Origin of the sequence: Streptomyces sp. AM 4-1-1, from assembly GCF_029167625.1 — a bacterium.
GTDB lineage: Bacteria > Actinomycetota > Actinomycetes > Streptomycetales > Streptomycetaceae > Streptomyces.
Genome location: NZ_CP119146.1, coordinates 272,787 through 296,355 on the forward strand (window position 1 = coordinate 272,787; position 23,569 = coordinate 296,355).

Here is a 23,569-nt window from a genome sequence, read left to right on the forward strand (position 1 = left end):
CCCCGGGGCTGGTCCCCCCGGAGGCCGCGAACGCGCCTCACCACCCACCAGAGCGTCACAGGAGATGAGAACGCGTGAACACCATGATGGCAGCCCGCCCGCCGGCACCCGCCCGCCACCGCGGAATCGCCGAGGACGGCATCGCCGCCTACATCGCCGAGACCGTCCCGGTCGACTCCCTCGTCGCCGGCGGATACCTGGCCGGCCACGACGGCCGCCTCATCGCACACCAGCTGCGCGCCCCACAGCTGCGCCAGGCCATGAACCGCTCGGTGTGCCACGCGGTTCAGCCGGACGTCGACAGCTTCTTCCAGGAGGACGGTGAGCCGGACGCCGACTGGAAGCAGCGCCGCACCCGCACGGTCCGCGACCACTGCACCGTCTGCCCGGTGCGGGCCGCGTGCGCCGAGCTCGCCCTCCGCGACGGTGACACCGCCGGAGTCCGCGGCGGCCTGGACCCGCAGAAGCTCGACCGCCGGCTGGCGGCCGAGAGCAGCAGGCTTGAGCGTGCCCGCGTGGCCGACGAACAGGCCGGCGAACAGCAGCGCGCCCGCTTCGCCGCCGGCGCCGAGCTCCTGCGGCTCACCGGCCAGTACCTCGGCACCGGGCAGCCCCAGAAGCGCAGGGAGAACGTCGAGAAGATGCGCGAGGCCGCCCGTCGGCGCGACGAGCTCGTCGCCGCCCACCGTCTCACCGCCGGCTGGACAGCCGCCGCATGAACTCCGCCGGCGACGTCTACGCCCTTAACCGCGCCCTGGTCAGCGCCCTCGCCCGCCGCGACGACGTCCTCTTACTTCCCGTCCTCGTACCGGCCGGCGCCGACATACCGCCCGTCAACCCGCTCACCCTGCTGCTCCTGGTCCTGCTCGGCCAGGCCAGGGCCGAGCGCGACGCCTACAGGAACTGGGTCACCCAGGACCCGGCCCCGCCCAACGACGACCCGCTGCGCGCCCAGGCCGCCGAAGCGGCCAGCAACCTCGCCCGGAGGGACTCCCCGTGACACCCGACCTCGCCCCCCACGGCGCGGCTCTCGCCGACCTCTTCGGCAGCTGGCAGTTCGTCCTCGGGGCGCTCGTCCTCACCCTCGGGCCGGCGATCGCCCTGCGCCGGCGCCGCATCGCCTTGGCCGCGCTCGCCGACAGCGAGCGCGCCGCGGCCGTCGACCGCCGCGGGCGCCGGGTCGAGGACCTCCTCACCGTCGTCATCGCCGCGGCCGCGGCCGCCCTGTCGGCCACCGGTCTGCGCCGGGTCGGCCAGCACCAGATGGGCCTGGAAGCCCCGTTCGACCTCCTGCCCTTCGTCGCACTCGATGTCGCGGCGATGGTCTGCGGCCGCCGAGCCCGCCGCCGCGCCCGCGACGGCGACGGATCAGGCCTGTCCGGAGCCCTCTTCTGGATCCTCGCCGGCATCAGCTCGGTCTTCTCCGCGTCCGAAGCCGACTCCCTCCTCGGCGGCGTCGTCCGCGCGGTCTGGCCGGTCTTGGCCGCCGTGCTCTGGGAGATCGGCTCGCTCGAGGAGCGCCGCGCCGCCCGCAACAAGGGCGGACGCCCGGACCGGCGCATCGCCCTGGTGCGCCTGCTCCACCCCGTCGAGGCCTTCCGCGTCGCGCTGCTGCTCGCCGCCCGCCAGGACCTGGCCCAGGAGGAAGCCACCGCCGAGGTCCGGATCTCCCGGGCCGCCTACCGCTGGTACCGGCTTCGCCGTGCCCAGGACGCGGTCAAGCAGGCCGGCAGGATGACCCGCTGGGCATACCGCCTCGCCGAGATGCATGCCGACGGCCGCGCCCAGGATGCCAGCGAGCGAGCGGGATGCTCCGACCCCGCCATCCTGAAGCGCGTCGTCGCCCGGCTGCAGCTGCGCGTACGCCAGTCCGACATCGCCGGGATGAACCTGCGCAATCCCGTCGCCTTCGAGGGGATCCTCAACACCCTGATCGGCACCATCCCGACCATCCCATCCCAGGCGGCCGGCCCTCATCCCGTTCCGTCATCCCACTCGGATGACGAGGAAGAGGTGCAGGTCAAGGACGGGATGGGGCAGAGAGACGAGTCCGGGAAGGACACCGTCGACGAGGACGTCACGTCGTCTGGCGCGGACGTCGATGCCGAGCAGGATGAGGACACGGCCGCCGGGCGCAAGACCGACGAGGAAGTCATGGCCGCCTTCGTCCAGACCGTCCCGTTCAAGGATGACGGCAAGCCCGCCTGGGGCATCAACCGGATCGCTGCCGCTCTCGGTATCGGGAACCCGCGGGCCAAGAGGTTCGTGGACACACGGGCCGAGTGGCTGCCCAAGGCTCTGGCCGCCCATCCCGCCGCGCGCGTCGCCGACGGCGAGCAGCCCGACCACTTCGACCAGGCCCTCGCCCTCGCGAACGAGCCATCGCCGTCGGCCGCGGGCCCTCAAGACCTCCAGCCCGCCCCGGCACCGGCCGGCCCGCAGCCGCCTCTCGACGAGCTCTTCCACCTCGACCCGACCGTGGGCGACCACTTCGAACAGCACGACAGCGGCCTCCTCGTCCCCGCCGCCGGCAGCCGACCCTGACGCCCCGCTCCGCAGGGCGCCCAGGAGGGCTGCCCGCGAGCACGACCGTGAGGACCACACATGCCCGCCACCACCTTCGACCAGCACGTCAACGAGGCCCTCGCCCTCATCGCCCCGGCCCGCCGCCCGGCAACAGCCGCCCGGCCGGCCCGATCCGCCGCCGCCCCGCAGCACGGCCGGCCCCGCCTCGCCCTCGTGCGACGCCCCGCCTCCCACGAAGGGAGCGAGCAGTGAGCACGACCCCTTCCACCCGCGGCCGGACCAGCCGGGCCCACTCCCGCACCCCCGACAACGAACCGCCCCAGACCCCGGAGACGGACAGCGGCACGCCGGACGACGAGACGCAACTGCGCCGCTTGCTGACCCGTATCGGTGTCCGGCCGCTCGGCCACGCCGAGCAGCCTGTCGAGGAGGAGCCCGAGCCAGGCGCTGCCCGCCCCGACCACGCCCTGGACTCCGCCGGTGCCACCCGCCGGATCTCGATGTCGCCCGGCGGACGGCTGCCCGTTCCCGGGCAGACCATCGACCTGACGGACCTCCAGCAGCAGCAGGCCCCGGCCGACGGGCCGATGCCCGCCGAGAATCAGGACGCCACACCTGACCCGGCCGGGCCATCGGAGTCGCAGTCCACGGGCGGGCAGGCGAAGAGCGCCTGGCCGCCTCGCATCTCTCGGCGCCGGCGCAAGGGCGACGACCAGGCCGAAGACCCGGCCGCCGCGGATGCGGAGGGCGACGGGCCCGACTGGTTCCGCGTACGGAAGAGCGCCGATCCGCAGGCATCGGACCCGGACACCTACGAGGTGCACAACCACTACTACGGCACTGGCCAGGAGCCGTCGGCATCTGCAGGGGAGAGGACCGGGCCGGGCCGCAACCGCAGCTCTCACCGCCTGGTGGGCGTCGCTCACACCGCTGCAGCGGTTCATCCTCCACAACGGATCCGCCGCAACCGCCGGTGCCTGGAGCTGGGGCGTGTTCACCGCCCAGTGGGACGCCGGGCTGCCTCAGTGGACGCTCGCCGTCATGCACGACGCTGCCGCCAGCAGCAACGAGCCGTCCACCCCGTTCATCGTCGGTGGCGGCGTGATCCTGCTCGCCGCAGTCGTGGGCGGCGGCATCTCCGCCTTCGTGGAGAGATGGCTGTACCGGCTGCCCTCGTTCTGCGCCGCGGTCCGCTTCCTCACTCATATCCCGGTCGCCTCCGCCGGCATCGCCGTCCTGCTGTTCTTGCCCTCCACCTTTTAAGGATTCCCGTGACCAGCCTGCTCGCCGCCGGGGCCGGAACCAGCGCCCTCGGCCCGATGTCCGCCACCGCCGTCAGCATCATCTTGATCGTCACGCTCATCTACGGCATCTGGGGCAAGGGGAAGAAGAAGCTGGCCCGGGGACCGGCCCAGGCCATCGGCTTCTTCGCCGAGCTCGCCTTCCTGCGTGCCGACTCCTGGCCCCACGACCTCGGCACCGCTGTCCAGGACATCCCGCGCCAGATCGCCGCGAACCCCGACCTAGGACCCATCGGCATGACTGCCGTGGTGATCATCCTGCTCGTGCTGTCCGCCTTCGCCCCCATCGTGCCGTTCACCGGCGCCCTGTGGGGGATGCTCACCGCAGCCGCCATGGCCGCCGCGCAGGGCTCCATCTGGCGGGCGGTCGTTGCCGTCGCCACTGCCGGACTGTCCCTGGTGGGCGCATGACCGGGAAGTCAGACACGACGAACACCTCCAAGCAGAAACGGCGGACGATCAGGGTGGAGCACATCCCGTTCGTACGCGAGGTGCCCGTCGTCGCCAGCGCCACCATGGTCGCCCTGCGCTACGTCGGCGCCTGGCTGCGCGCCGGCGACCAAGAGCGAGGCGGGTTCCTCGTCCGCCTCGGTGCACTCGGCCTTGGCGGCTACATCGCTCTCTACTTCACTGAAAAGCATCCCGGCCTCTGGTACGTCTACGGCGCAGCCGGTCTCGTCGTCGTCACGACCGTCGCCATTTCGCACCGGTCTGTCGGCCGGCCGCACGGTGAAGGACCTGGAAGTCGCACACGCCACTGCCGCGGCGGAAGAGCCGCAGGGGAGCGCCACCAAGAACGATCATGAAAAGCCGGGGGAGCAGGACCCCGAAACGACGCCGGCGCAGGTCACTTCAGCCGAAGCCGATGCCGCCTTCGCAGTGTTCATCGAGCACAGCGTCGCCTTCGCCGTCCGCCAGGGCCGCAAGGGCGTCCACACCGACACCCTCCTCAAGCGGATCCACCAGGAGAGATTCCTGGCCGATTGGACGGAACCCATGATCAGGCAGAAGTGCAAGTCCCTCGGCATCCCCGTCCGAACCCAGATGGGCATCCAGGGGAGGAACTACTTCGGGGTGCACGTCGAGAACCTCGAACAGGCCCTCGGCAGAGCCCTACGGATCCCCGCCCAGCTCGTCCCCGACCTCACCCCGAACGCCCCCGCCGCGCCCCCTGTCGGGGCGCCCGCCCCACCCCCCGAAGTCGCCTTCCTCGCGGCCCCCGCGGACGCCGACTGATCCCCTGCACCCGGGAGCCCCCTCGCCGCCGCCCAGAGGGAGCTCCCGGGTACCCGAAACCTCCTTCGGCCAGCTGCCTCTCCCCTCCCCCACAGGGGCCCCGCCGGCCATCTATCGGTCACATCTACGACCGTCTGACCTGCGGATCTATCCCAACGGTAGAAGCATCTACCGACCTCATCTAACGGGCCTTATCGGCTTGTTCTCCTCCCGCAGTGCGCCGCCGCCCGGTACCGTCGAACCACATCCGAAAGGACCGGTGGAAGGGGAGCCCACGGTGGCATGGCGGTATGAGTGCGGCCCGTGCGGGGTCACGACCGGGTGGCTACCGAAGGAGCAGGCCTCCGCCAAGCGCGACGAGCACCGCGACAGCGACCATCCCGGCATGATCCCGACAGCCGAGGTGTTCGAGTCCAACGCCAAGCCAGTCGCCAAGGATCCGGCCGCCCTGCGCATGTGGGCGGCCATCGCCGCAGTCTGCCTGCTCGCCTGGATCATCCAGTCCATGCGCTGACGCCCGCGATCGCCCGCTCAGCGCTCAGGCGCGCTCACAACCGGGCAGTTCCAACAACGTCTCACGGTGAAGCGCAGAGTCACATCCTCATCAAGCGAACGTTGCCTATTCATGTTTCACTGTGTACTGTGATCTTCACGGAGAAGGTTCCGCCTCTGTGTCACACGCCGCTCGCGCACAACACCTGTAGCAGATGAGCGCACCCACACACCCTTCCTGGAGTCCACCGTGACCACGCCCCGCACCCTGACGCTCGGCACCGCTATAGCGGCCGCCGCGCTCCTCGCCCTCACCGGCTGCGCCAACGAGCCCATCGAGCACGGCGAAGTCATCGACAAGCGCGGCTACGCCGGTCGTTGGACCCCCGAGTACAAGGACGTGTACCGCCAGGACTGCTCGACCATCCGCACCAGCTCGTTCACCACCACCGCCTTCGCGGGCCGCATCGGCGGCTCCAGCGGAGGCAAGTCCAGCTCGTCGGGCAGCACCGGCAAGAAGAACAACGACACCACCCCCGACGGCTCCGGCGGTTCGTCCGGCGGCACCCCGCCCGGCAAGTCGCTCACGAACGGAGGCACCTCCGGCACCGCCAGGCCCGACTCCTCCGGCTCGACCACAGACGGCAGCAGCCAGCCCACCAAGCAGTGCCAGCGCCACCACGTCGGCCGGAAGCAGACCGGCCAGCGCTGGCAACTGGGCAAGTGGGAGCTCCAGCTCCGCGACGGCGACCGAACCGGCTGGGTCACGGTCTCCGAGACCACCTACAACGACACCGATCTCCACGACCACATCTGACCGACCCCGGAGACCTCGACCCCTATCAGGAGTATTCGTCATGCCCCGTGAACCGGAGTACACGTCGTTCAGCATCTACATGCTGGAGCCACACGCTGATCATGCAACGGCCGAGAACGGATACATCCCGATCGAAGCCATCGCCGAGCGCGTCTACGGCAAGCCGTACAGCTCGCTGCGCGGATGCCAGTGGGACGACGAGCACATCGGTAATGACAGCGTGAAGCTGTACGAACTCGCCTCCGACGGGGACTACGAGGAGGCACTCGAACAGTTCGACGACGCCGAGCTGTACTTGGGCTGGGACTCCCGCATCGGTGAGAGCGTCGTCAAGACCGGCATGACCGAGCTGGACTACTGGCTGAGTATCCGCGTCGCTGACGAGCACACGCCAGCCACTGTCGAGGCGAACCCGCCTGAAACGCAAGACCTTGAGAACGCCGTATTCGAGAGCCGATTCTTCGCCGATCGCGCCTTCTCCCCGTCGCTGAAGCGGATCCTCGCCGATCTCATCCGACGCGGCGAACTCCCGCGCAGTGACTACCTGTTCCGACACTGGTGGTGATCGAAACGGAACGAGGACCGACGCCACGGAGCCCCGGTGAGTCACGACTGACCCTCTTCCCTGGCGATCCGCTGCCACGCGACCAGTTACCGACCCCCAGCACACCCGCTCCGACTACCTCCGATGCGGGGCCACCATCCGGTGGCCCCGCATCATCCGTGGGAGACACCAGATGCACCCCTTCGTTCTCGGAACCGTCCTCGGAGCCGCCGTCACCCTGCCCGCTCTCGCCGTCAGCCGGCGCCTGCCCCGGCGACCGCACTGCCCCTGGTGCGTCACAGCCTCGGCCTGGCCCACCTCCCAGCACAACCCCCTGCACTGCCGCGGCTACGTATAGGAACGCCGCCGCGAGCGCCTCCGGGACATCGCACACGGACGCCCGGTTCCGGAACCGAACCCCTGGGGACACGCGACACCTCCTCGACGAAGAACGGCGCTAGCCGCCACCCTCCCCAGCCCTCCACCCCACAGCCACTTCACCCACCCCACCAGATGAGGACCGATGCCCCGCTGCACTCCCGACGGATCACACCCCCTGCGCCGGCCCCGCCACCGTCACCGTGCTCGACGCGGACAACGCCGGCGCCGACGCATGCGAACACCACGCCGCACGCCTCCTCGCCGTCCTCGACCGCGGCCGCGTCTTCGCACTGCCCCACGCCCCCGCCGGAGCCGCGCACCGCGTCTTCAAGACCGCAGCTCCGCAGGACGAACGCCTTCACCGCCTGACCGACGCCATCCTGCCCTCGCCTGCAACGCCCTGCTGAAGCGTGGGCCGACGAGGCCCAGCACACCCGCCAGAATCACCCTGAAGGGAATCCTCGTGCCCCTTGGCTACCACCCCGAACACGCCGTAAAGGCGTACCAGGACGAACGACCGTCCGTCACCCGACTCATCCTTGAAGCGCGGTGGGCGCACTACCGCCTCACCGACACTCTCGAACACGACCCCGACAGCAACACCGTCCCTGCCCTGCGCCGCCTCAAGCTCCTGCACGCCGGCGCTCTCATCGACGTCCTAGCCCTGCGCACCCGAGACCCCGACCTCTACGAAGCCGCCCGCGACCACGGCGCCGCCCTCCGCGAGGTCGACGGCCTGGCCCTCCATGACCACCCCAACGACGGTCTCGACCACCTGCGAGCCCAGTACGCCCGGCTCCATCACCACACCCACGGCGACGCATGCCGAGCACCCCATCCCGCTGACGAGTCTCGGCCGATCAAGCGCCCCTTCCGCCGATCCGGCCCGCGGATGGTGCGCCACATGCTCGACGCCTACGCCTGGGCCCACCTCGGCCTCACTTCCCGCTTCCACGCCGTCGACGTGGCCAGCGAGCAACGGCGACACGTCATGACCCGCGGACTCCTTCTCGACTGGGCCGCCTCCGCGGCACCGGCCGACAGCGCCGCAGCGGCGGCCGCCGCCAACGCCGGCCACGTCCTGCGGACCTTCGACCGCCGGGCCGCCCTGACTGACCTCCCTCCCCGCGCCTACCTCCGCGACGCCTTCCGCGACCTCGACGACCAGGAGGAGGACGACGACCCGCACCCCCGTGACTGCGCAGGAGACTGCTACGGCACCGGTGAAGTCCTCACCGTGCTCACCTGGGAGCACCACGGCGACGACATCTACACCCCGGTCCACCAGGAACCGGTCCTTTGCTTTGGCACTCCCACCGCTCACGCCCCGGACTGCGCCACTTGCGAGGGCCACGGCTTCACCTACCCGCCCGGCTACCGCGAACTCTGCCTCGACGGGCGCTCCCCCGACAGCGCGCCAGCCACCGCCCTGACGCCGCAGGAAGCATGACCCTACCGCGTCCAAGACCGCACAACTGCCGGCGCTGAGTGGCACGCCCGACCTGCGCCGGCGCCCCGCCCCGGGCACGCACCAAGGGACTGTGATTTCTCCCCCCAAGGCCAAGTGGGGGGAGAAATCTCCCCCCACGGCAACAGAGAAATCTCCCCCCCCCTGACGGAGGGAGATTTCTCCCCCCTCCTGTAGAACTCACTAGCCAGAGGGGGGTGATTTCTCTCCCCCACGTAGATGCCACAGGGGGGAGAAATCACCCCCCCAACGGTGCGACTCAACCCCACTAAGGGCTCCAAAAGGCAACCTGCCCTACAACTTGCCCTACAACATGCGCCACAACTTGCTCTACAGCTTGCCCTTCGACTTGCCCCACAACTTGCCCCCACGCTGCGCACTCGACAGGGAAAACTGCACTTCAGCGGGACGGTCAAGGGGGCCGGTGCGCGCCGACTACTTCTCTATAAGACCCATAAGGGAACTGAGGACACCAGCGAAGTGCTACAGACGAACGACAGGAAGGAGGAAGCCGGCAGAGGAGTGAGGAGGAAGCGAGACGGACGAGAGAGCAGCAGGACGGAAGGAGCGAGGGAAGGAGGAGTAGCGAACAACGGGAGCAACCAGAACCACAACAGCAAGCGAGAGGAAGAAGCCGAGGAGCACAAGAGCCGAAGAGGTAGAGGAACAGCCGAAGCAGACAACGACAGACGAGACACAGATAGACCACGAAGCACTGAGACAGACAGGGAGAACGGAGAACGGAAGCGGGAAGCCCCAGGGACCGTGAGTACGAGGTAGAGAGCCGAGACGGGTTCGAGAGGGCCGGTGAGTTGAGCAGATTGCCGAGGGCTGCGGAACGCAAGCGACCCCGCCCAGCGAAACGCTGAGCGGGGGCGCGCAAGGGCCGGGGGCGCGCCGGGTGAGGCGCGGCACGCGAGACTACGAAGCTCGCCGCAGCATCCGCCGTGCAGCCGCCCGGCCGCTGGCGCTGACGTGTCCCGCCGCGTAGAGGCGGAGTGCTCGCGCTCGCACGAACGCGGCGGCGGCCTCAGCGTCGCCACTCGCTGCGCGGGCAAGCAACTCCGTGATCTTGCTGTCAGTCATCAGGGGTCCTCTCGGTGGGTAACGGGTGTAAGCCGTTACCGGCAACGGGGCACGGCGTGAGCTTCGGCGGCGGGGTTCGAGAGCGCGCGGGAAGCATCCATGGAGATCTTGAAGCTGAACACAGTGAGGACGATTGCGGAGACACCCAGCAGGGCACCCAGGAAGATCCCGGCTCGGCGGTTGATCCTGCGGTTCATCATCGGTCCCACTTTCCTAGCTTGTGAGGGCGGCGCGGAGATGCGCGGTGGGGGCGGCCCGGCCCCAGTGGGGTGAGGGGGGCTGGGGCCGGGCCTGTGGCGGGCGCGGGCGGCCCTTGGAGGGCAGGGCCGCCCGGCCCTGGTCTGGTGTCTCCCAGGGCCGCGGGCGGGCCCTTGGGGGCCCTTGGAGGGGGTGTGGGGGGTGGGGCGGCCCTTGGTGGGGGTCTGTGCCCCCGTGGGTTGTTGGGGGGTTAGGCGGCGTTGTAGCCGTTCAGCTTCTCGACCAGTTCGGCGCGCATGAAGGCGAGTGCCTGTGCCTTGTCGTCGAGCTTGTTGATCTGGGCCTGGGTGGCTTCGGCGCGCTGCTTGTTGAGGAACTTGGTGTAGGTGGCCTGGCGGGCGGGGGTGGCCTTGTCGGTCTGGTAGGTGGTGATCAGGCCGGTGACGAGGTCGCGGACCTTCTCGAAGGTCTCCGGGCTGGCGTTCTCGGCCGGGGCGCTGGTCTCGAAGGCGGCCCCCAGCATCCGCTTGCGGAACTTGAGCAGCGGCGCGTTCCCGTTGTCCGTCTCGGCGGTCAGGTCGGCCGGGTTGACCAGGTGGCTGCCGACCACGTACGGCAGCTCCATGTCGCCCAGCTTCGGGGCGTCGGTCCGCTCGTGGCGGTCGGTGGCGCTGCCCTTGCCGAACTGGACGTTCAGCAGACCCTCGGTCTTCGGGAACAGTTCCCAGTTCGGGTGGACCACGATCGTGCCGATGGGGAACACCCCGTCCTGGAGGACGCGGGACAGGTCGTAGATCGCCTCGCCGTTCTCGCCCGTCTCGACGGCGTACGAGTAGGTGTTACCGGCCGGGGTGGTAGGGAAATCGTGGGCTTCGATGGCGGCTTTGGCCCCGAGGTAGTCCTGGAAGGTGCGGTGGACGAAGTCGATGGTGTCCGCCGTGGGCTGGCGCAGGAGCCCGCTGCGGCCGACCAGGTGTGTTAGAACCTGGTCGCGGGTGCCCTGTTCGGCCACGGCCTGCATGGCTGGCAGCGCGTCGCCGATCAGGGCCAGCGCAGTGGCTCGTTCCATCTCGGTCTGGCGGTTGCGGATGAGCCAGTAAGCCAGACGCTGCAGTAGCTGGACGCTCTGGTGTTCGGTGAGCTGGATGCCTTCCGGGTCATCGATGCTGCGCTCGAGGTCGCGGCGCACGAGCAGCATAGACAGCGCTGCCTCGTACAACTCCATGCGGCTGTGAGGCAGATGACCGCGGCGGTCCCTGTGCAGCGCGCAAATCAAGGCACACATCAAGGGTGTGCTGGACAGCTGCGCCAGATCGCGCTGCGCACGCACGGTGACCTGGAGCGCTGTCTCGAGATCATGTAGCTGTGCCCGCTCGGTCTCGGTCGTAGAACTGTGCTGGGCTGCGGTATGCCACCGGTGAACGAAGACTCCGGTGTCGGCCGCACTCATGGGCCGCACTGACAGTTCGGTGAAGTGCGACGAGGCCAGCCAGCCTTCCGGGACAGCGGACGGACGTGTGGTGACCACGACGCGTGCGTCCTTGTAGGCCGCAAGAAGCTGCTCGAGCCAGTCCCGCGTGGCGCCGCGGTGCTCTTGAGGAACCTCGTCGATGCCATCGACCAGGACGAGTGCCTCCCCCCTGTCGAGCACAGCATCGGCCCAGCCCTCAGGCTGTGATGCGGCCAAGGGGGTGCCGACCGCAGACAGGAAATCGTGCGGCTCAGGAAGCGGGCCACGCCTCACCAGCGTCCGCAGTGGCAGGACGAAAGGTACGCGCCCCCGCCAGTCCGCCAGTTCCTCCGGCAGCTCATTGCGTGCCGTCGCGACAGCCAGCCACTGCAGCAGTGTTGTCTTTCCGCTGCCCGCGAGTCCTCGCAGAAGAACTCGGCGGCAGTTGGCCAACGCGTGCTCCGCACGCTTCACGACGACGGACGGCCGGTTGGCTTCCTCATTGCCCGCAAGCCAGTCTTCCGGCCGCTCCGCCAGTTCCAAGCTCAAGTAAGCCGCGTCCAGTGGCCAACGCGCACGTTCCGGCCGACTCAGATCCAGCCCCACGACCGTCAGCTGGGAATGCCGCTCCGCCACGTAACGGAGGTACCGCTCCTCGAACGAAGGCTGTGCCTTCAGCCGCGTTGCCCTAACCAGCTGCGGATAGTTCCTGCGTGCCTGCGGCACGGGGGAGGCGGCGTTACGTAAGGCCAGCAGAGGCTCCACATCTGCACCCAACGCCTTGGCCAGGGCCACCAGCGTGGCCTCGGAAGGCAACGCCTGACCATTCAGTGCCTGGCTGACCGTTGTCCGCCCCAGCCCGGTCCTCTGCTGCAACCCACCCATCTGCAAACCACGCTGCACCCTGAGGGTACGCAGCCGAGACGCGAGCTCCGCCAACGGATCCTCGTCCACGTCCCCCATGTCCCGCTTCTCCGTCCTGCAGGGCGACCGCCTTCGTTCATCTTTGTTCACCCCGAACCCCGGCGAACACCGAAACCGAGAAATTCCTCGGTGTCACCTCGTCAAGCGTCCCGGGAAGAAGCCATGAACACCTCATCCAGCCACCTGATGCTCCTGGTCCTGTTGCTCGCAGTCGTTGCGATCTTCTGCACCCTTGTAGGAGCAGCGGCCGGCAAGCTTGCCCGCATCGAGGGAGCCACCTACGCCGGCGCCCTGCTACGGGGTGCCCTGGCTTTCGCAGGCAGCGCCACCCTCTCCCTGGCACTGCTGACCTTCCTCCTCGCAGCACTATGAAGACGGATGCAGTGCTGCACTGCGACAGATGCACACACACGGCGCCGGGCACGACGGCGGACTCGGTCGCGAGGGACGGGGAGGCCTTAGCCAGTTTCCCCGGCGTTACCTGTTGCGGGTGCTGTTCCTGAGGTTGGCGAAAGGCAGTGCACCGTGGTAGATGATCTTGAACTCGTCGAGAAGGGCCTGCTCCGCCTTACTCGCGTGCGGCGTCGGCCGCCAAGCCACGACCAGCGTGTCCGAATCGGCCAGTTGCCAGATGTAGCGGCCGCCCCAGTGCCCGGCTCGCTGACCGGTTCCGTGCCGGCGATACGCGGTCAGCCGCTGGCGCAACCCGTTGCGGCCTCCAGCCTTGCCCACATAGACGACCGTCGCCCCGTCCACCCAGGCATCGGCGAGCTTGCAGGGGGCCACGGACGGGTTGCGACCCTTCAGATGTCCGGCCGAGCTGGAGGAGAGGAACGCCGGGGGAGCGACGGCCATGCGGATCACTACATAGACCCCGTGCCCGGCGGGCACATCGCTGACGGGCAGGTCACGGAAAGGCACGAAGCCACGAAAGCCGCGGGCGGCCAAAGCCTGACGGCTCAGCTCCGGCATGAGGTTCATGCTGCGCATCGTGCCAGGCGGACGGGCGGCGCTCCTGGAACGGCTGCAGACAGGCGCACAGCACGATGCCTGGCTCCGTCTCCGCCGCTTTCACCCGGTCCTGCGCCAGGGCCGCGATGCTCCGCTCCAAGGTCCCTCTAGGCTGGCGCAGTGAGTGACAAGGACACGTACACCAGCTACGTACGGCTCCCAGGATGCACCTGCGGATGCCATGAGGTGCCGGACGATCCCAACGAATACTACGCCGATCCGCGTGCATATGACGACCCGTCCTTCGTCCCGGCGTTCATCTGCGGCTGCTGCGCTCATGAGGTCCTTCCGCGACGACCCCGTCAGACAACGCGAATAGCTGTGCTCAGGCGCGACGGCTTCCGGTGTCTTGCCTGCGGTTCCGAGGACGATCTCAGCATCGATCACATACAGCACCAGTCGGCAGGCGGCCGACACGGTATGGAGAACCTGCGCACGCTCTGCCGCTCGTGCAACAGCCGCCGCGGGACTGGCCACCTCCCAGGAATCGACGGAGAGACGGGGCATGAGCCGGGAAATTCCGCTTCCAAGGTCAGTGGTCCGCCATATCGTCTGAACATGTCGTCGTACCGCAGAGACCTGGTCAGCCGCGCTACCCGAAACGAGTTCCGGTCGCTGGCGACCGACATGACGGTGCGCCTCGTGGCCGAGGCTTGGCAGAACCACAATTTCGCCCCCGTTCCCGAGGACGAACTGAACTACGACGACACCAGCGTGCGCCGCATCACCTTCGAGACGTACGCCGCTGCAGTCGACTGGACGGACTACGCCCAGGTCTCCCGTGCTCTTCTCGTCTTCGAGGACTTCATCCGCTACTACCGACAGAGCGGCTGGGAGAGCAACTGGCTAGAGGAAGTCACCGTCAAACTGGAACGCGACAGCCTGAGCGTCGACGAACGTGGACGGATCTCATGGCTACGCCGACCAGTCTCCACGGGGCACCTGGAGAAGCTGACCGACCCGTCGGGCATCCTCGCGGAGCTTGAACGGGTCAGCCGCACCATCGCAGACGATCCAGCCGCCGCGATCGGAAGCGCCAAGCAGCTGATCGAGGCAACCGCGAAGACCGTACTCCGAGAACGGGGAATTGCCTTCGATGAGTACACGAAGGTGCCTGCCCTCGTCAAGCAGGCCCAGAAGGCCCTCCATCTTGACGCCTCGTCCGTGACTCCCGGCCCAGATGGCACCGACGCGGTCAAGAAGATCCTCGGTGGCGTGGCCTCGATTGCCGTCGGTGTAGCGGAACTCCGTAACCGCGGATACGGCACTGGGCACGGCCAGGCCAGTGCACCCCCCCAACCTTGGAATCCGTCACGCCCAACTGGCTGCCAATGCGGCCATCACCTGGTGCCAACTCATGCTCGACACCCTGGGAGACCTCGCAGCGCCCTGGAGGAAGGCCGCGGTTCCAGCCCAGCAGTAGACGCCGCTCAGCTCTCGCGGCCCTCCTTGCCTCCGGCGGCCAGGCGTTCGCGGCGCTTTGCGTGTGTACCGTTCGCGGGCCAACCCGCGCCTTCCTTGTCCGGCTCCGGTCCCGGGTCCTTCGTGGGGATCTTGGTGACTTTCAAGCCGGCGGCCCGGCCGCGGGTGTGCTGACCGGTGTCACAGGTCAGCAGGTGTACCTCCCGGTTCGCCAACGCCTGAATGTGCACAGCCCGGTCGATGATTTCGTCGTCCGCGATCGGGAGCCGCACGTGCCCGGGCGGGTCAAGGACGATCTCGACGTGCACGTCACCTCGGACGTTCGAAAGCCCGCTCTCATCCTGGAACGTCGCCGCTCTGTGCCAGACCCCAGACGTTGAACCGTTCAGTAGCCCGTCCAGAAGGCCGAGCGTGTGAGTGGCCCGCCAGCGGCCATGTTGCTTGCTCGTCTCCTTGAGCCCATCGAGTTCGTCTACGACTGTGATGGGGAAAAGCAGCCGGACGCTGGTGTCGGGACGCAGGTCGAGGATGGTGTGGAGGTCGATGCCCTCGAGCTTTTCTGGGTTGTGGCAGTAGAAGCTGGAGTCGGCGACCACGAAGACCTCTTGGCCGAACCAGTGGCGCAACCGGTCGTCCAAGGCCTGTACGGCGGCGCCGAGATCGGCGACGCGCTCAGCGAGCTCGAGGTTCACTAGGCCGTTCACGAGGCGCTCTTGGTCGCTCCCAGCGAGGGTGCCGCAGCTGCCGAGGAGCACCTCGTACCGCCGGGTCAGGATCAGACGGCTGATGTCCCCGTCGCTTATCTGGTGCCGCAGGGTGCCCGAGGCGTCCGTGGCCCACTCTAGGTACTGCAGGAGCCGGTGGTAGGTACTGGTGTTGTGCGCACTGCGGAGGTTGTCAGCTGCGAGGTGAGCGCTGCTGAGCGCGTCGCGGATGTTCTGGGAGTGAGCGCCGGGCCTCGGGGTGATGAGCATGCTCACGATCCTGTCAGCAGGCCGGTTGGGGTTCACCAGGTTTCCCAAGGCCAACGGCTGATGATCAGGATTCCGTTCGCTCTGTCGAGGCCCGAAGATCGCCCTGTCACTGGTGGAGGTGGTCTTCTGCCGATTCTTGGCCGACCGCCAGCTCCGGGAGTTAAGGCCGGCAGCCGACCACTCCACCCCGAAGCAGGGAGTCGACCATGGCCCAGAACCGTGCCCGCCGTATCACCGACCGGACGAGGGCCGCCAAGCCTCGCGCCTCGAAGTGGAGTGTCGTGCGCGGTCTGCTCGAGAGTGGGGCCCAGTTCGGCGACAAGGCCACGAAAAGGGTTCGGGGAACGCTCAGGACTACCCAGGATGCCGAGGCCGCCTACCACTATGCGCGCGACATCATTGCCGGTCAGGGGCCTGTGGAGGTACTGCTTCGGGCCGGCCGAGGCGCCCGGGCGCGCCTGATTTACTGCCGTTCTGCACCAGCTTGTCGGTGCCCGCCGCCACACTGGGCGGATGGGAATGCCGGACCGGCGAGGAGTGATCGCCGGTCCGACCACACGGATGTTCTCAGGTGCTGTTACCTATGGTGTGTGAGGGTGCCGCCTGCACCAGGGCGGCATGCGCCAGGTCCAGGAGGACTTGTATTCGGCTGGCCTTCCCTGGTTGGCACGCCCCGCGACCGCGGCTACGCCCGCTTCCTCGTACCCCACCACCCTCGCCGCCCCCGACGACGGCGACCAGGACGACGCGGCGAGACAGTGATGACACCCCACACCGAGTTCCACGACCCTCACGGCCAGGTCTACGCCGGCCTCCCTCTGGACCGCGCACCGTACGAAGCGCTCGTCACCGCCGTCCTCGCGTGGAAGAACCCAGACCTCCCCATGCGACTACGAACAGATCGTGCTCCAACTGACCGGCCACGCCAGCGCTCTCACCGCCGACGTCCGACGCCACGCCGCCGCCCTGCCCAAGAGCGACGGCCACGGCGCCCTCGCCGAAGTCGTCCTCCGCGAAGCCGACGGCCGCCTCTCCACCCCGATCGAAGAAACGGCCCGCTGTGCCCAGAACCGCGCCCGCCTTGTGCGGGCCCTCTACGCGCGGCTGACCGCCTCACCGAGCCCGTCCCGGCCGCCACACAACCCGACGGCCCGATGGGTCGGGCACCCCTTGAGAACGTTGCGTCCGCGCCCGGAGACTCAAAGCAGCTACGCCTCGTCTTCTTCTTCGTCGGGGCGATCGAGGTCCTGGTCCAACGCACGCAGCAAGGCGTGGGCGAGGAGGATTGCCGGCAGAACGAACTCCGGACGGTAGGCGTCGGGCGAAGCCTGGTGTGCTCCAAGGTGGCGGTTGAAGGTGTCCTGGGTGGCACCGGGCCCGAAGGCGTTTCGCATGCCCGCGAGCACCAGGTAGTGCTTGAACTGCCGCAGAGTGAGATCGCCCCAATCGTCCGCGTCGCCCAGGGCACTGCCGATGGTGCCGTGGTGTCCGGCCTTCGGCGGGTAGGTCACCTGAGGGAAGGAACGCCGGGTCCAGGCGTTGCCGTGCTTCTTCATCGCGGTCTCGAGCACATTGCCCGCCAGGGCTTGGGCGCCCTCATCGAAGCCGGCCCGCGCGGTGCGGGTGGCAGTGCTCAGGATGGCGACCATGCCGGTCAGCTCAGGATGGGTGACGCTCTGGAGGCTGGCGTCGACGTCGTCGAGAACGTCGTCGCGGCGTTCGCCCAGGAGGGCATAACGCTCTTGGCGCTCCTTGAGAGGGAACAGGGCTTTGACGATCTCGGCCCGGGGTGCCCATGCGAGGGACAGCCCGTCGTCCTCACCCATCTCCAGAATCGTGTAGAGGTCCTTAGCTTCCAGGCCGACGAGATTGGCAGGCAGGAAAAGGGCTGCTGTCGCTGCGAGTTGGTCCAGCAGCGTGCGGGGAAGCGACACGCTGCGTACGACGTCATTGATGCGGCCGTGCCAGTCGTAGATGTCCCTCAGATCGCTCTGCAGTGCCAGTATGGGCTCAGCGATCGCCCGGTAATGGCGCTGGGCGTTCAGTGCAGCCTGGTAGGCCGTATTGCCCGGTCCCATGACACTTTCGATGGTCCGGCGGGTGGACTCCATCTGTCGGATGTGGCGGCGGGCGGGCTCCAACATCTTGTCTTGCCAGGCCGAGATCTGCCTGATCGACTCCATGAAGCCGGACAGGTCGTAGTTGGCGCCACGGCCCTGGTGAGGCTCCGCTTCCTGGCCGAATTCTTCATCGCCGTCTTCTGCGTCCGGGGCGTCCTCGCTATTCATGCCCCCATGATCCTGAATCCGTCACGGGTGAGCACTCATATTTGCGGCAGCTGTGCTCTGTGCGAGGAGCCCGTTGTGGCCGGAACCGCGCCCGCCTTGTGCGGGCCCTCTACACGCGGCTGGACCACCGCACCGAGCCCGTCCCGGCCACCACGTAGCCAGCAGAGGCCGCCCAAGGTCCCAGGGGCTACACGCACACCAGTGCGATGCCGCCGCTTCCAGACCCTCGGCATCGCACTTGAGCGCGTGTAGCCTCTGGGGCGCGATGCCGCTGGCACCGGGGGCGAAGTCGGCGCTGGTGGGTGACACCTGCGCCCTGCCGTTCGTTGATCCCGCATGCCTGTACTGCCATCCCCTGAGGAGATCCACGCCGCCCGCACAGAAAAGCCCGCACAGAAAAGGGTGCCTGGACGCGTGCCACGCTCGCCGAATGGGGCATCCCCTGGCCTCCAGTGAAGGGCTGGAAGGAAAAGCTGATCACGCGCTGGGAGGCCGCCCAGCGGGGCCACACGCCCCCGACGCCGCCTCCGTCGGCGCCGCCCCCGGACACGCTCGACTTCGGCTGACCACACAGCAGCGGGGCCGAACCGGATCACCCTGCTCGGCCCCGCTGCTCGTTCCCGGCTGCTCACCTGCTGAGGTGGACCTGCGGGCCCCACACAACTCGAGGTCGTCCAGCAGGGTGACAAGTGGCGCGGTGTCGGAGCTGAGCTAGGGGCGAACCATTAACTCCATCCCGTCAACGGAGCTGGCACTTACAGCTTCCCGCTGCCCCACGGACTCGCGCGCGACAGCATGCTGAGGTTCCGCGGCGGGGACGGCCTCATCGAAATGCTCCAGACCGTCATGCAGCCGGCAGGGGCACGCCCTCCTCAGCATGCCCGCTTGAGTGAACGCGGATCGGGTGTCGGAGTGCTCCGGCATGATGATTCAGACAGAGCGGTCGAAGATGGCGAGGCGCGTGCTCATGAGATTGAAACTGGCCCGTGAATGGGTCGTTGGCGAGCCCATCGGGGAGCGAGGCGGCTTCGGCGCCGTCTACGCAGCGCAGGATGTCAACGGCTTGCCCGCCGCAGTGAAGATGGTCCCGAAGCGGCCTGGCGCAGAACGGGAAATGCTGTTCACCGAACTCGATGGCGTACGCAACATCGTGCCGATCCTTGACAACGGTGAGCACGAAGACCACTGGGTACTCGTCATGCCCCGGGCGGAGAAGTCCCTGCGGGCACACCTGCAGCAGCACGGGCCTCTCGCCCTGGCCGAGGCCGTGCGCGTGCTTACGGACATCGCCGAGACCCTGACCGACCTTGACGGCCAGGTCGTCCACCGCGACCTCAAGCCTGAGAACGTCCTGCTTCTCAACGGCCGCTGGTGCCTGGCCGACTTCGGCATCGCCCGCTACGCCGAAGCGACCACTGCCCAGCAGACCTATAAGTTCGCCGGCACCCTTGCCTACATGGCCCCGGAGCGCTGGAAGAACCTACGGGCCACGAGCGCCAGCGACATCTACGCCTTGGGCGTCCTCGCCTACGAGCTCCTGGAGGGCATCACGCCCTTCACCGGGCCGTACGAGCACGACTACCAGGACCAGCACCTCCACGGCACTCCACCGCCGCTCACCACCGCACCCGCCCTGCTGGCTGCGCTGATCACCGAATGCCTTTTCCGCGCTCCCCAGGGCCGCCCCGCGGCTGGCAACGTACTAGAGCGACTGAGCCGCATCCCCACTGCATCTCTGGCAGGCGGGCTGGCCGCACTGGCAGAGGCGAACCGGGCCGAAGCCGCACGCCGCTCCGAAGCCGACCGCCAGGCGTCAGCAGAAGCCACCGAAGCCGAGCGGCGCCGGGACCTCCTGGACGCCGCCCGCACATCACTCAGCCTAATCTCCGACCAGCTCCTGACAATGATCACGAACATCGTCTCCACGGCCGAGGTGCGCAGGGCCCCGGCAGGCTGGACGCTCCGCGTGGCCGAAGCCGATCTGACCTTCAGCAGCGCCCAGGAGACCAACCCCAGTGCCTGGCACGGTAAATCGATGGCGCCGTTCGACGTGATCGCCCACGCGACCATCAGACTCACGATCCCGCAAAACCGGCTGGGCTATGGGGGGCGGAGCCACTCCCTCTGGTACGCGGACGCCCAGGCGGCCGAGCGTTACCAGTGGTTCGAGACGGCCTTCATGCACATGCCGCTGCGCAACGTGACGTCGAAGATCGACCCGTTCTCCCTCAATCCCAACCATGAGGCTCGCGCGGCGGTCGGCCCGAGCATGGCCATGCACCAGGTGGCCTGGCCCTTCACGCCCCTCTCGGTCGGGGATCTGGACGAGTTCATCGACCGGTGGACCAGTTGGCTCGCCAAGGCGGCCAGCGGGGAGCTGGGACACCCCCGCCGTATGCCTGAGCGGGAGCCGCAAGGGTCGTGGAGGAAGTGACGAGCTGAGTACCCAGGAGCCCGCCCCACTCGCTGAGGGCGGGCTCCTGAGGTTCTCGTGGCTAGGCAGCCCAGTCGAGTCCGAGGTCGGCCAGCGCGGCGAGCTTGTCGGCGGTCAGCTTGGCCCGGCGGCTCTTGCTGTTGCTGAGGAACACTCCGAGCTTGACCTCCGACCCATCCGGCAACGTCTCTACGTGGGCCCTGGGGACCTTCACAGAGCCTTCCCGGGCCTTGTACTGCTCCAGGGCCGCTACGCCCTTCTCGAAGGCGCTCATGGCCGCCTTGGGGGCCTTAGTGGGCTTCGTCTGCTCCGGGGGCAGCGGCACGATGCCGACCGCTTCCAGGAGGTCGCGCTGCCCGTCTATCAGTCCCTCCCAGACCGTGTGCTGACGCTGCTTCGCCAGCCACTTGCCCACGTCCATGCCGTGGACGGTGAAGCCGGGCAAGACCTCGGAGCGGTCGTCCTCGTCCGTCAGCAGCTCCCGCAGCGCGGCGTAGTGCCGCTGCCACTCCGGCGGCCACGCGGGATTCCAGTGCGTGTCCACGGCCTCCAGCGCGGTCTTCCACTCAGGGTGGCCCTCCAGCGCACCGGGGCGCCGCAGATTGCTCAGCCACTGCCCTACCGGCCTGTCCAGAGCAGCGGCGGACCTCGGAGCGCAGAGGGTCCAATGGTCCGCGTAGTACGCCTTGGCGGCCTCAAGGTTCTCCTGGAACCGCTCATCGGCCGGGTTCCAGACCATGCCCAGCTTCTCCAGCCGCTGCGCGCGCCTGCCGGTCATCTGCCCCGCCCCGTAGGCCCTTCGCTGTTCTGCGACAAAGGTCCCCAGGGGAAACGCGCCCTCTTTGTACCCATAGGGAACTCGGGCGTGAAGCTCACGCTCCGTGAACGTCTTGAGCGCCGACCAGCCGCGCGCCCAGTCCTGGCGCTCGGTGTCGATGACGTTGAAGGAAATCCAGTCCGCGACCATCACCGGGTCACGCGGAGCCGCAAAACGCAGCAAGAGACGGGATTCGTCCTCACCTTCCTCGGGCGGCGAACCGATGTACTCGGACGGCTGCACGACGTCCTTCTGAGGCTCCTGCGGAATCGCAAGCAATTCGATTGCCTCTTCGTCGTGAGCGCGCAGACCCTCCAATACCTTCACCAAAGGCCGATACGATCCGGAGGTGAACATGTCTTCCGGCTCCTCTCCGGGCTGGAGGAATACCGGCACGATCAAAGAGGCGACTTTCCCTTGTCCGGGCTTTTGACGCAGCGCCCGGCCGATCGCCTGGACGATGTCGTGCGGAGCGCCCTTGGGGTCCAGGAAGGCCACCGAGTCCACAGCCCGGATGTCGACGCCCTCACCCAGCACCCGGCAGTTGCACAGGACAGCCCGCAGCGCCGTGGACCCGAACTCGCCCAGAACCCCCCGCCGACGCTCGGGGACGTGCTCACCGCACAGCCAGTCCGCCCAGATGCGCGCCGGGTACTTCTCGGGCCGGTCAGCGTGCAGCCGCTTGGCGACACGCTCCAGGCCCTCCGCGAACGCCTGCGCCTCTATCGTCCGATGGTGGAAGGTGATGCACGTCTGGAGGTGGTGCTCCGCCATCGTGTGCAGCAACGCCGCCTGCAGCGCCCCCAGGCGCTCACCGCGCACCCTCTCGCTGTGCCGCTCCTCGCTCATCAGCCGCTCCGGGGTGACGACCGGGTCCTGGAGCTCCAGGACGATGATCTGGTACCGCGCAAGCAGCTTCCGCGACACGGCCGATGCCAGCGAGAGCTTGTAGAGGACCGGCCCGAAGACCTTCTCGTCGTCCATGGAGGCCGCCATCTCGCGCGGCAGCGGGTCACGCACCCCCTCCGCGACCTCACGGTTCGGCCGCTCCTCCCAGATCCGCGGCGTGGCCGTCAGATACAGCCGCCGGTAGGAGGGGATGACGTCCTGGTCGTGGACGTCGGCCCAGGCCTTGCCCATCGAGCCACTTGTCCTGTGGGCCTCATCGACCACCGTCAGGTCCATCGGGGCCAGCTGCTGCCCGTAGGCACCCTCGAACGCCTTCGCCAGGACACCCAGGGACGCGTAGGTGGCGTAGACGGTCACAGGCCCCGTGCTGTGCCACAGCGCCAGCTGCACGGGGTTCGTGGTGGAGCGCACCTTGAGGTTCCACAGCTCCGGGTCATCGGTGAGGCTGCACACCGCAACCGCCGGCCCCGTGTGCCCAGCCTCATGCCATTCACGGACCGTCTGAGTCAGAAGGTCCAGCGTCGGCACCAGGACCAGAATGCGCCCCTTGGGCACAATCCGCTTTGCCGACACCGCGGCAATGGTGGTCTTTCCCGTCCCGCACGCGGCATGCACCTGTCCGCGCAGGCCATTGACAGGAATGCCATCCAGTGGAACATCGAGACCGCGCACAATGTTCGCAACAGCCTCGATCTGGTGAGGAAACAGTTTCCTAGCCATTCCCGTGGTCTCCTTTTCGCGGAATGCCGCGCGCAATAAGAATGGAAGGTCCCGGGCGCAATGGTTGGTCCGGGGTTGTGGTGTGTAGACCCAAACACTACACAGGCGTGGTCCGTGATGCATCACCCGCACGCCAACTTTCACCCCCAGGGTGATACATGACCGAATCTCGACCCGATGCGGCCGGTTGTCCTGTATGCTGATGGGGCATTGATGAGCGTCACCGGGCGGGTCTGAGAGTGAGGGAGGGGTCAGGGTGGAGCGCAGCGAAACCCGTCACTGCAGCAAGGCCGGCACCCGTACAACCCGACGGCCCGTCACATCCGTTGCAGGGGTGGTGGCCAGGAACCCCAAGCCCTACACAGGCCCGAGCGTGATGCACCTCCCCTTGCTGCCAGCCCAGGCGACCGCGCTTGCGCGGATGCCCGCAATGAGCGCTTGCGCGAATTGCATTCCCTCCCGGAATTCCGTTCACGGAATTCCATTCCCGCGTTTACGCGGGAATATGAATTGCGCTTGCGCAATTCATTCACTATGACCCGGCTTGCCGGGTCATATCCCGCTCCGCGGG

At 68.1% G+C, this 23,569-nt stretch carries 23 protein-coding genes and 1 pseudogene; 17 read left to right on the forward strand and 7 right to left on the reverse strand.

The features are described from left to right. Window positions 1–83 precede the first annotated feature (83 nt). The 14 genes from PZB75_RS31895 (at window position 84) to PZB75_RS31960 (ending at window position 8,747) form a co-directional block, all read left to right on the forward strand. Window positions 84–719, forward strand: a complete 636-nt coding sequence (locus PZB75_RS31895; RefSeq protein WP_275539195.1) for a WhiB family transcriptional regulator — start codon at window positions 84–86, stop codon at window positions 717–719. Continuing rightward, the gene (locus PZB75_RS31900; RefSeq protein ID WP_275539177.1) at window positions 716–1,000 is read left to right on the forward strand and encodes a hypothetical protein; all 285 of its coding nucleotides are present in this window, start codon (window positions 716–718) and stop codon (window positions 998–1,000) included. The genes PZB75_RS31895 and PZB75_RS31900 overlap by 4 nt, the downstream gene beginning before the upstream one ends. Continuing rightward, window positions 997–2,544, forward strand: coding sequence for a DUF2637 domain-containing protein (locus PZB75_RS31905; protein ID WP_275539178.1), 1,548 nt, complete (start codon window positions 997–999; stop codon window positions 2,542–2,544). Before PZB75_RS31900 ends, PZB75_RS31905 begins: the two co-directional genes overlap by 4 nt. Window positions 2,545–2,604: 60 nt before the next feature. Beyond that, on the forward strand, window positions 2,605–2,778 hold the full coding sequence (locus tag PZB75_RS31910; protein ID WP_275539179.1) for a hypothetical protein: 174 nt from the start codon (window positions 2,605–2,607) through the stop codon (window positions 2,776–2,778). A 738-nt stretch (window positions 2,779–3,516) separates the two neighbouring features. Beyond that, the gene (locus tag PZB75_RS31915) at window positions 3,517–3,789 is read left to right on the forward strand and encodes a hypothetical protein (RefSeq protein WP_275539180.1); all 273 of its coding nucleotides are present in this window, start codon (window positions 3,517–3,519) and stop codon (window positions 3,787–3,789) included. An 8-nt stretch (window positions 3,790–3,797) separates the two neighbouring features. Further along, the gene (locus tag PZB75_RS31920; RefSeq protein WP_047181660.1) at window positions 3,798–4,238 is read left to right on the forward strand and encodes a hypothetical protein; all 441 of its coding nucleotides are present in this window, start codon (window positions 3,798–3,800) and stop codon (window positions 4,236–4,238) included. Continuing rightward, a complete protein-coding gene (locus tag PZB75_RS31925; RefSeq protein ID WP_275539181.1) occupies window positions 4,235–4,633 on the forward strand; it encodes a hypothetical protein in 399 nt (132 codons plus the stop codon). The genes PZB75_RS31920 and PZB75_RS31925 overlap by 4 nt, the downstream gene beginning before the upstream one ends. Before the next feature lie 73 nt (window positions 4,634–4,706). Beyond that, the gene (locus PZB75_RS31930) at window positions 4,707–5,063 is read left to right on the forward strand and encodes a hypothetical protein (protein WP_275539182.1); all 357 of its coding nucleotides are present in this window, start codon (window positions 4,707–4,709) and stop codon (window positions 5,061–5,063) included. 277 nt (window positions 5,064–5,340) lie between these two features. Next, the gene (locus PZB75_RS31935; protein WP_275539183.1) at window positions 5,341–5,577 is read left to right on the forward strand and encodes a hypothetical protein; all 237 of its coding nucleotides are present in this window, start codon (window positions 5,341–5,343) and stop codon (window positions 5,575–5,577) included. Window positions 5,578–5,805: 228 nt separating this feature from the next. Then, a complete protein-coding gene (locus PZB75_RS31940) occupies window positions 5,806–6,372 on the forward strand; it encodes a hypothetical protein (protein ID WP_275539184.1) in 567 nt (188 codons plus the stop codon). A gap of 40 nt (window positions 6,373–6,412) precedes the next feature. Further along, a complete protein-coding gene (locus PZB75_RS31945; RefSeq protein WP_275539185.1) occupies window positions 6,413–6,937 on the forward strand; it encodes a hypothetical protein in 525 nt (174 codons plus the stop codon). 172 nt (window positions 6,938–7,109) lie between these two features. Further along, a complete protein-coding gene (locus tag PZB75_RS31950) occupies window positions 7,110–7,274 on the forward strand; it encodes a hypothetical protein (protein ID WP_275539186.1) in 165 nt (54 codons plus the stop codon). Between the two features lie 223 nt (window positions 7,275–7,497). Continuing rightward, a complete protein-coding gene (locus PZB75_RS31955; RefSeq protein ID WP_275539187.1) occupies window positions 7,498–7,704 on the forward strand; it encodes a hypothetical protein in 207 nt (68 codons plus the stop codon). Window positions 7,705–7,760: 56 nt separating this feature from the next. Further along, window positions 7,761–8,747, forward strand: coding sequence for a hypothetical protein (locus tag PZB75_RS31960; RefSeq protein WP_275539188.1), 987 nt, complete (start codon window positions 7,761–7,763; stop codon window positions 8,745–8,747). A gap of 939 nt (window positions 8,748–9,686) precedes the next feature. On the opposite strand, the gene PZB75_RS31965 is transcribed toward PZB75_RS31960, so the two are convergent. The 3 genes from PZB75_RS31965 to PZB75_RS31975 all read right to left on the reverse strand — a co-directional run bounded on the left by PZB75_RS31965 (window position 9,687) and on the right by PZB75_RS31975 (window position 12,462). Next, window positions 9,687–9,851, reverse strand: coding sequence for a hypothetical protein (locus tag PZB75_RS31965; protein ID WP_275539189.1), 165 nt, complete (start codon window positions 9,849–9,851; stop codon window positions 9,687–9,689). A 35-nt stretch (window positions 9,852–9,886) separates the two neighbouring features. Further along, window positions 9,887–10,051, reverse strand: coding sequence for a hypothetical protein (locus tag PZB75_RS31970; RefSeq protein ID WP_275539190.1), 165 nt, complete (start codon window positions 10,049–10,051; stop codon window positions 9,887–9,889). Between the two features lie 248 nt (window positions 10,052–10,299). Further along, window positions 10,300–12,462 carry an NACHT domain-containing protein gene (locus tag PZB75_RS31975; protein ID WP_275539191.1) on the reverse strand — a complete coding sequence of 721 codons (2,163 nt, stop codon included), beginning with the start codon at window positions 12,460–12,462 and terminating at the stop codon, window positions 10,300–10,302. A 90-nt stretch (window positions 12,463–12,552) separates the two neighbouring features. On the opposite strand from PZB75_RS31975, the gene PZB75_RS31980 reads away from it, so the two are divergent. Further along, the gene (locus tag PZB75_RS31980) at window positions 12,553–12,795 is read left to right on the forward strand and encodes a hypothetical protein (RefSeq protein ID WP_275538517.1); all 243 of its coding nucleotides are present in this window, start codon (window positions 12,553–12,555) and stop codon (window positions 12,793–12,795) included. A gap of 105 nt (window positions 12,796–12,900) precedes the next feature. Here the strand turns inward: PZB75_RS31980 and PZB75_RS31985 are convergent, their stop codons facing one another. After that, on the reverse strand, window positions 12,901–13,404 hold the full coding sequence (locus PZB75_RS31985; RefSeq protein ID WP_275538518.1) for a hypothetical protein: 504 nt from the start codon (window positions 13,402–13,404) through the stop codon (window positions 12,901–12,903). 351 nt (window positions 13,405–13,755) lie between these two features. Here PZB75_RS31985 and PZB75_RS31990 point away from each other — a divergent pair. Further along, window positions 13,756–14,664: pseudogene (locus PZB75_RS31990) on the forward strand (HNH endonuclease); the annotation flags it as partial. 200 nt (window positions 14,665–14,864) lie between these two features. Here the strand turns inward: PZB75_RS31990 and PZB75_RS31995 are convergent. Next, window positions 14,865–15,830 carry a PIN domain-containing protein gene (locus PZB75_RS31995; RefSeq protein ID WP_201105336.1) on the reverse strand — a complete coding sequence of 322 codons (966 nt, stop codon included), beginning with the start codon at window positions 15,828–15,830 and terminating at the stop codon, window positions 14,865–14,867. 1,208 nt (window positions 15,831–17,038) lie between these two features. After that, window positions 17,039–18,118, reverse strand: coding sequence for a hypothetical protein (locus PZB75_RS32005; protein ID WP_275538519.1), 1,080 nt, complete (start codon window positions 18,116–18,118; stop codon window positions 17,039–17,041). Window positions 18,119–19,085: 967 nt separating this feature from the next. On the opposite strand from PZB75_RS32005, the gene PZB75_RS32010 reads away from it, so the two are divergent. Then, the gene (locus PZB75_RS32010; protein ID WP_275533184.1) at window positions 19,086–20,552 is read left to right on the forward strand and encodes a serine/threonine-protein kinase; all 1,467 of its coding nucleotides are present in this window, start codon (window positions 19,086–19,088) and stop codon (window positions 20,550–20,552) included. Window positions 20,553–20,613: 61 nt separating this feature from the next. Here PZB75_RS32010 and PZB75_RS32015 read toward each other — a convergent pair whose 3' ends face one another. Further along, complete coding sequence (locus tag PZB75_RS32015; RefSeq protein ID WP_275533183.1) at window positions 20,614–22,998, reverse strand: DEAD/DEAH box helicase; 2,385 nt, start codon at window positions 22,996–22,998, stop codon at window positions 20,614–20,616. Window positions 22,999–23,569 lie beyond the last annotated feature (571 nt).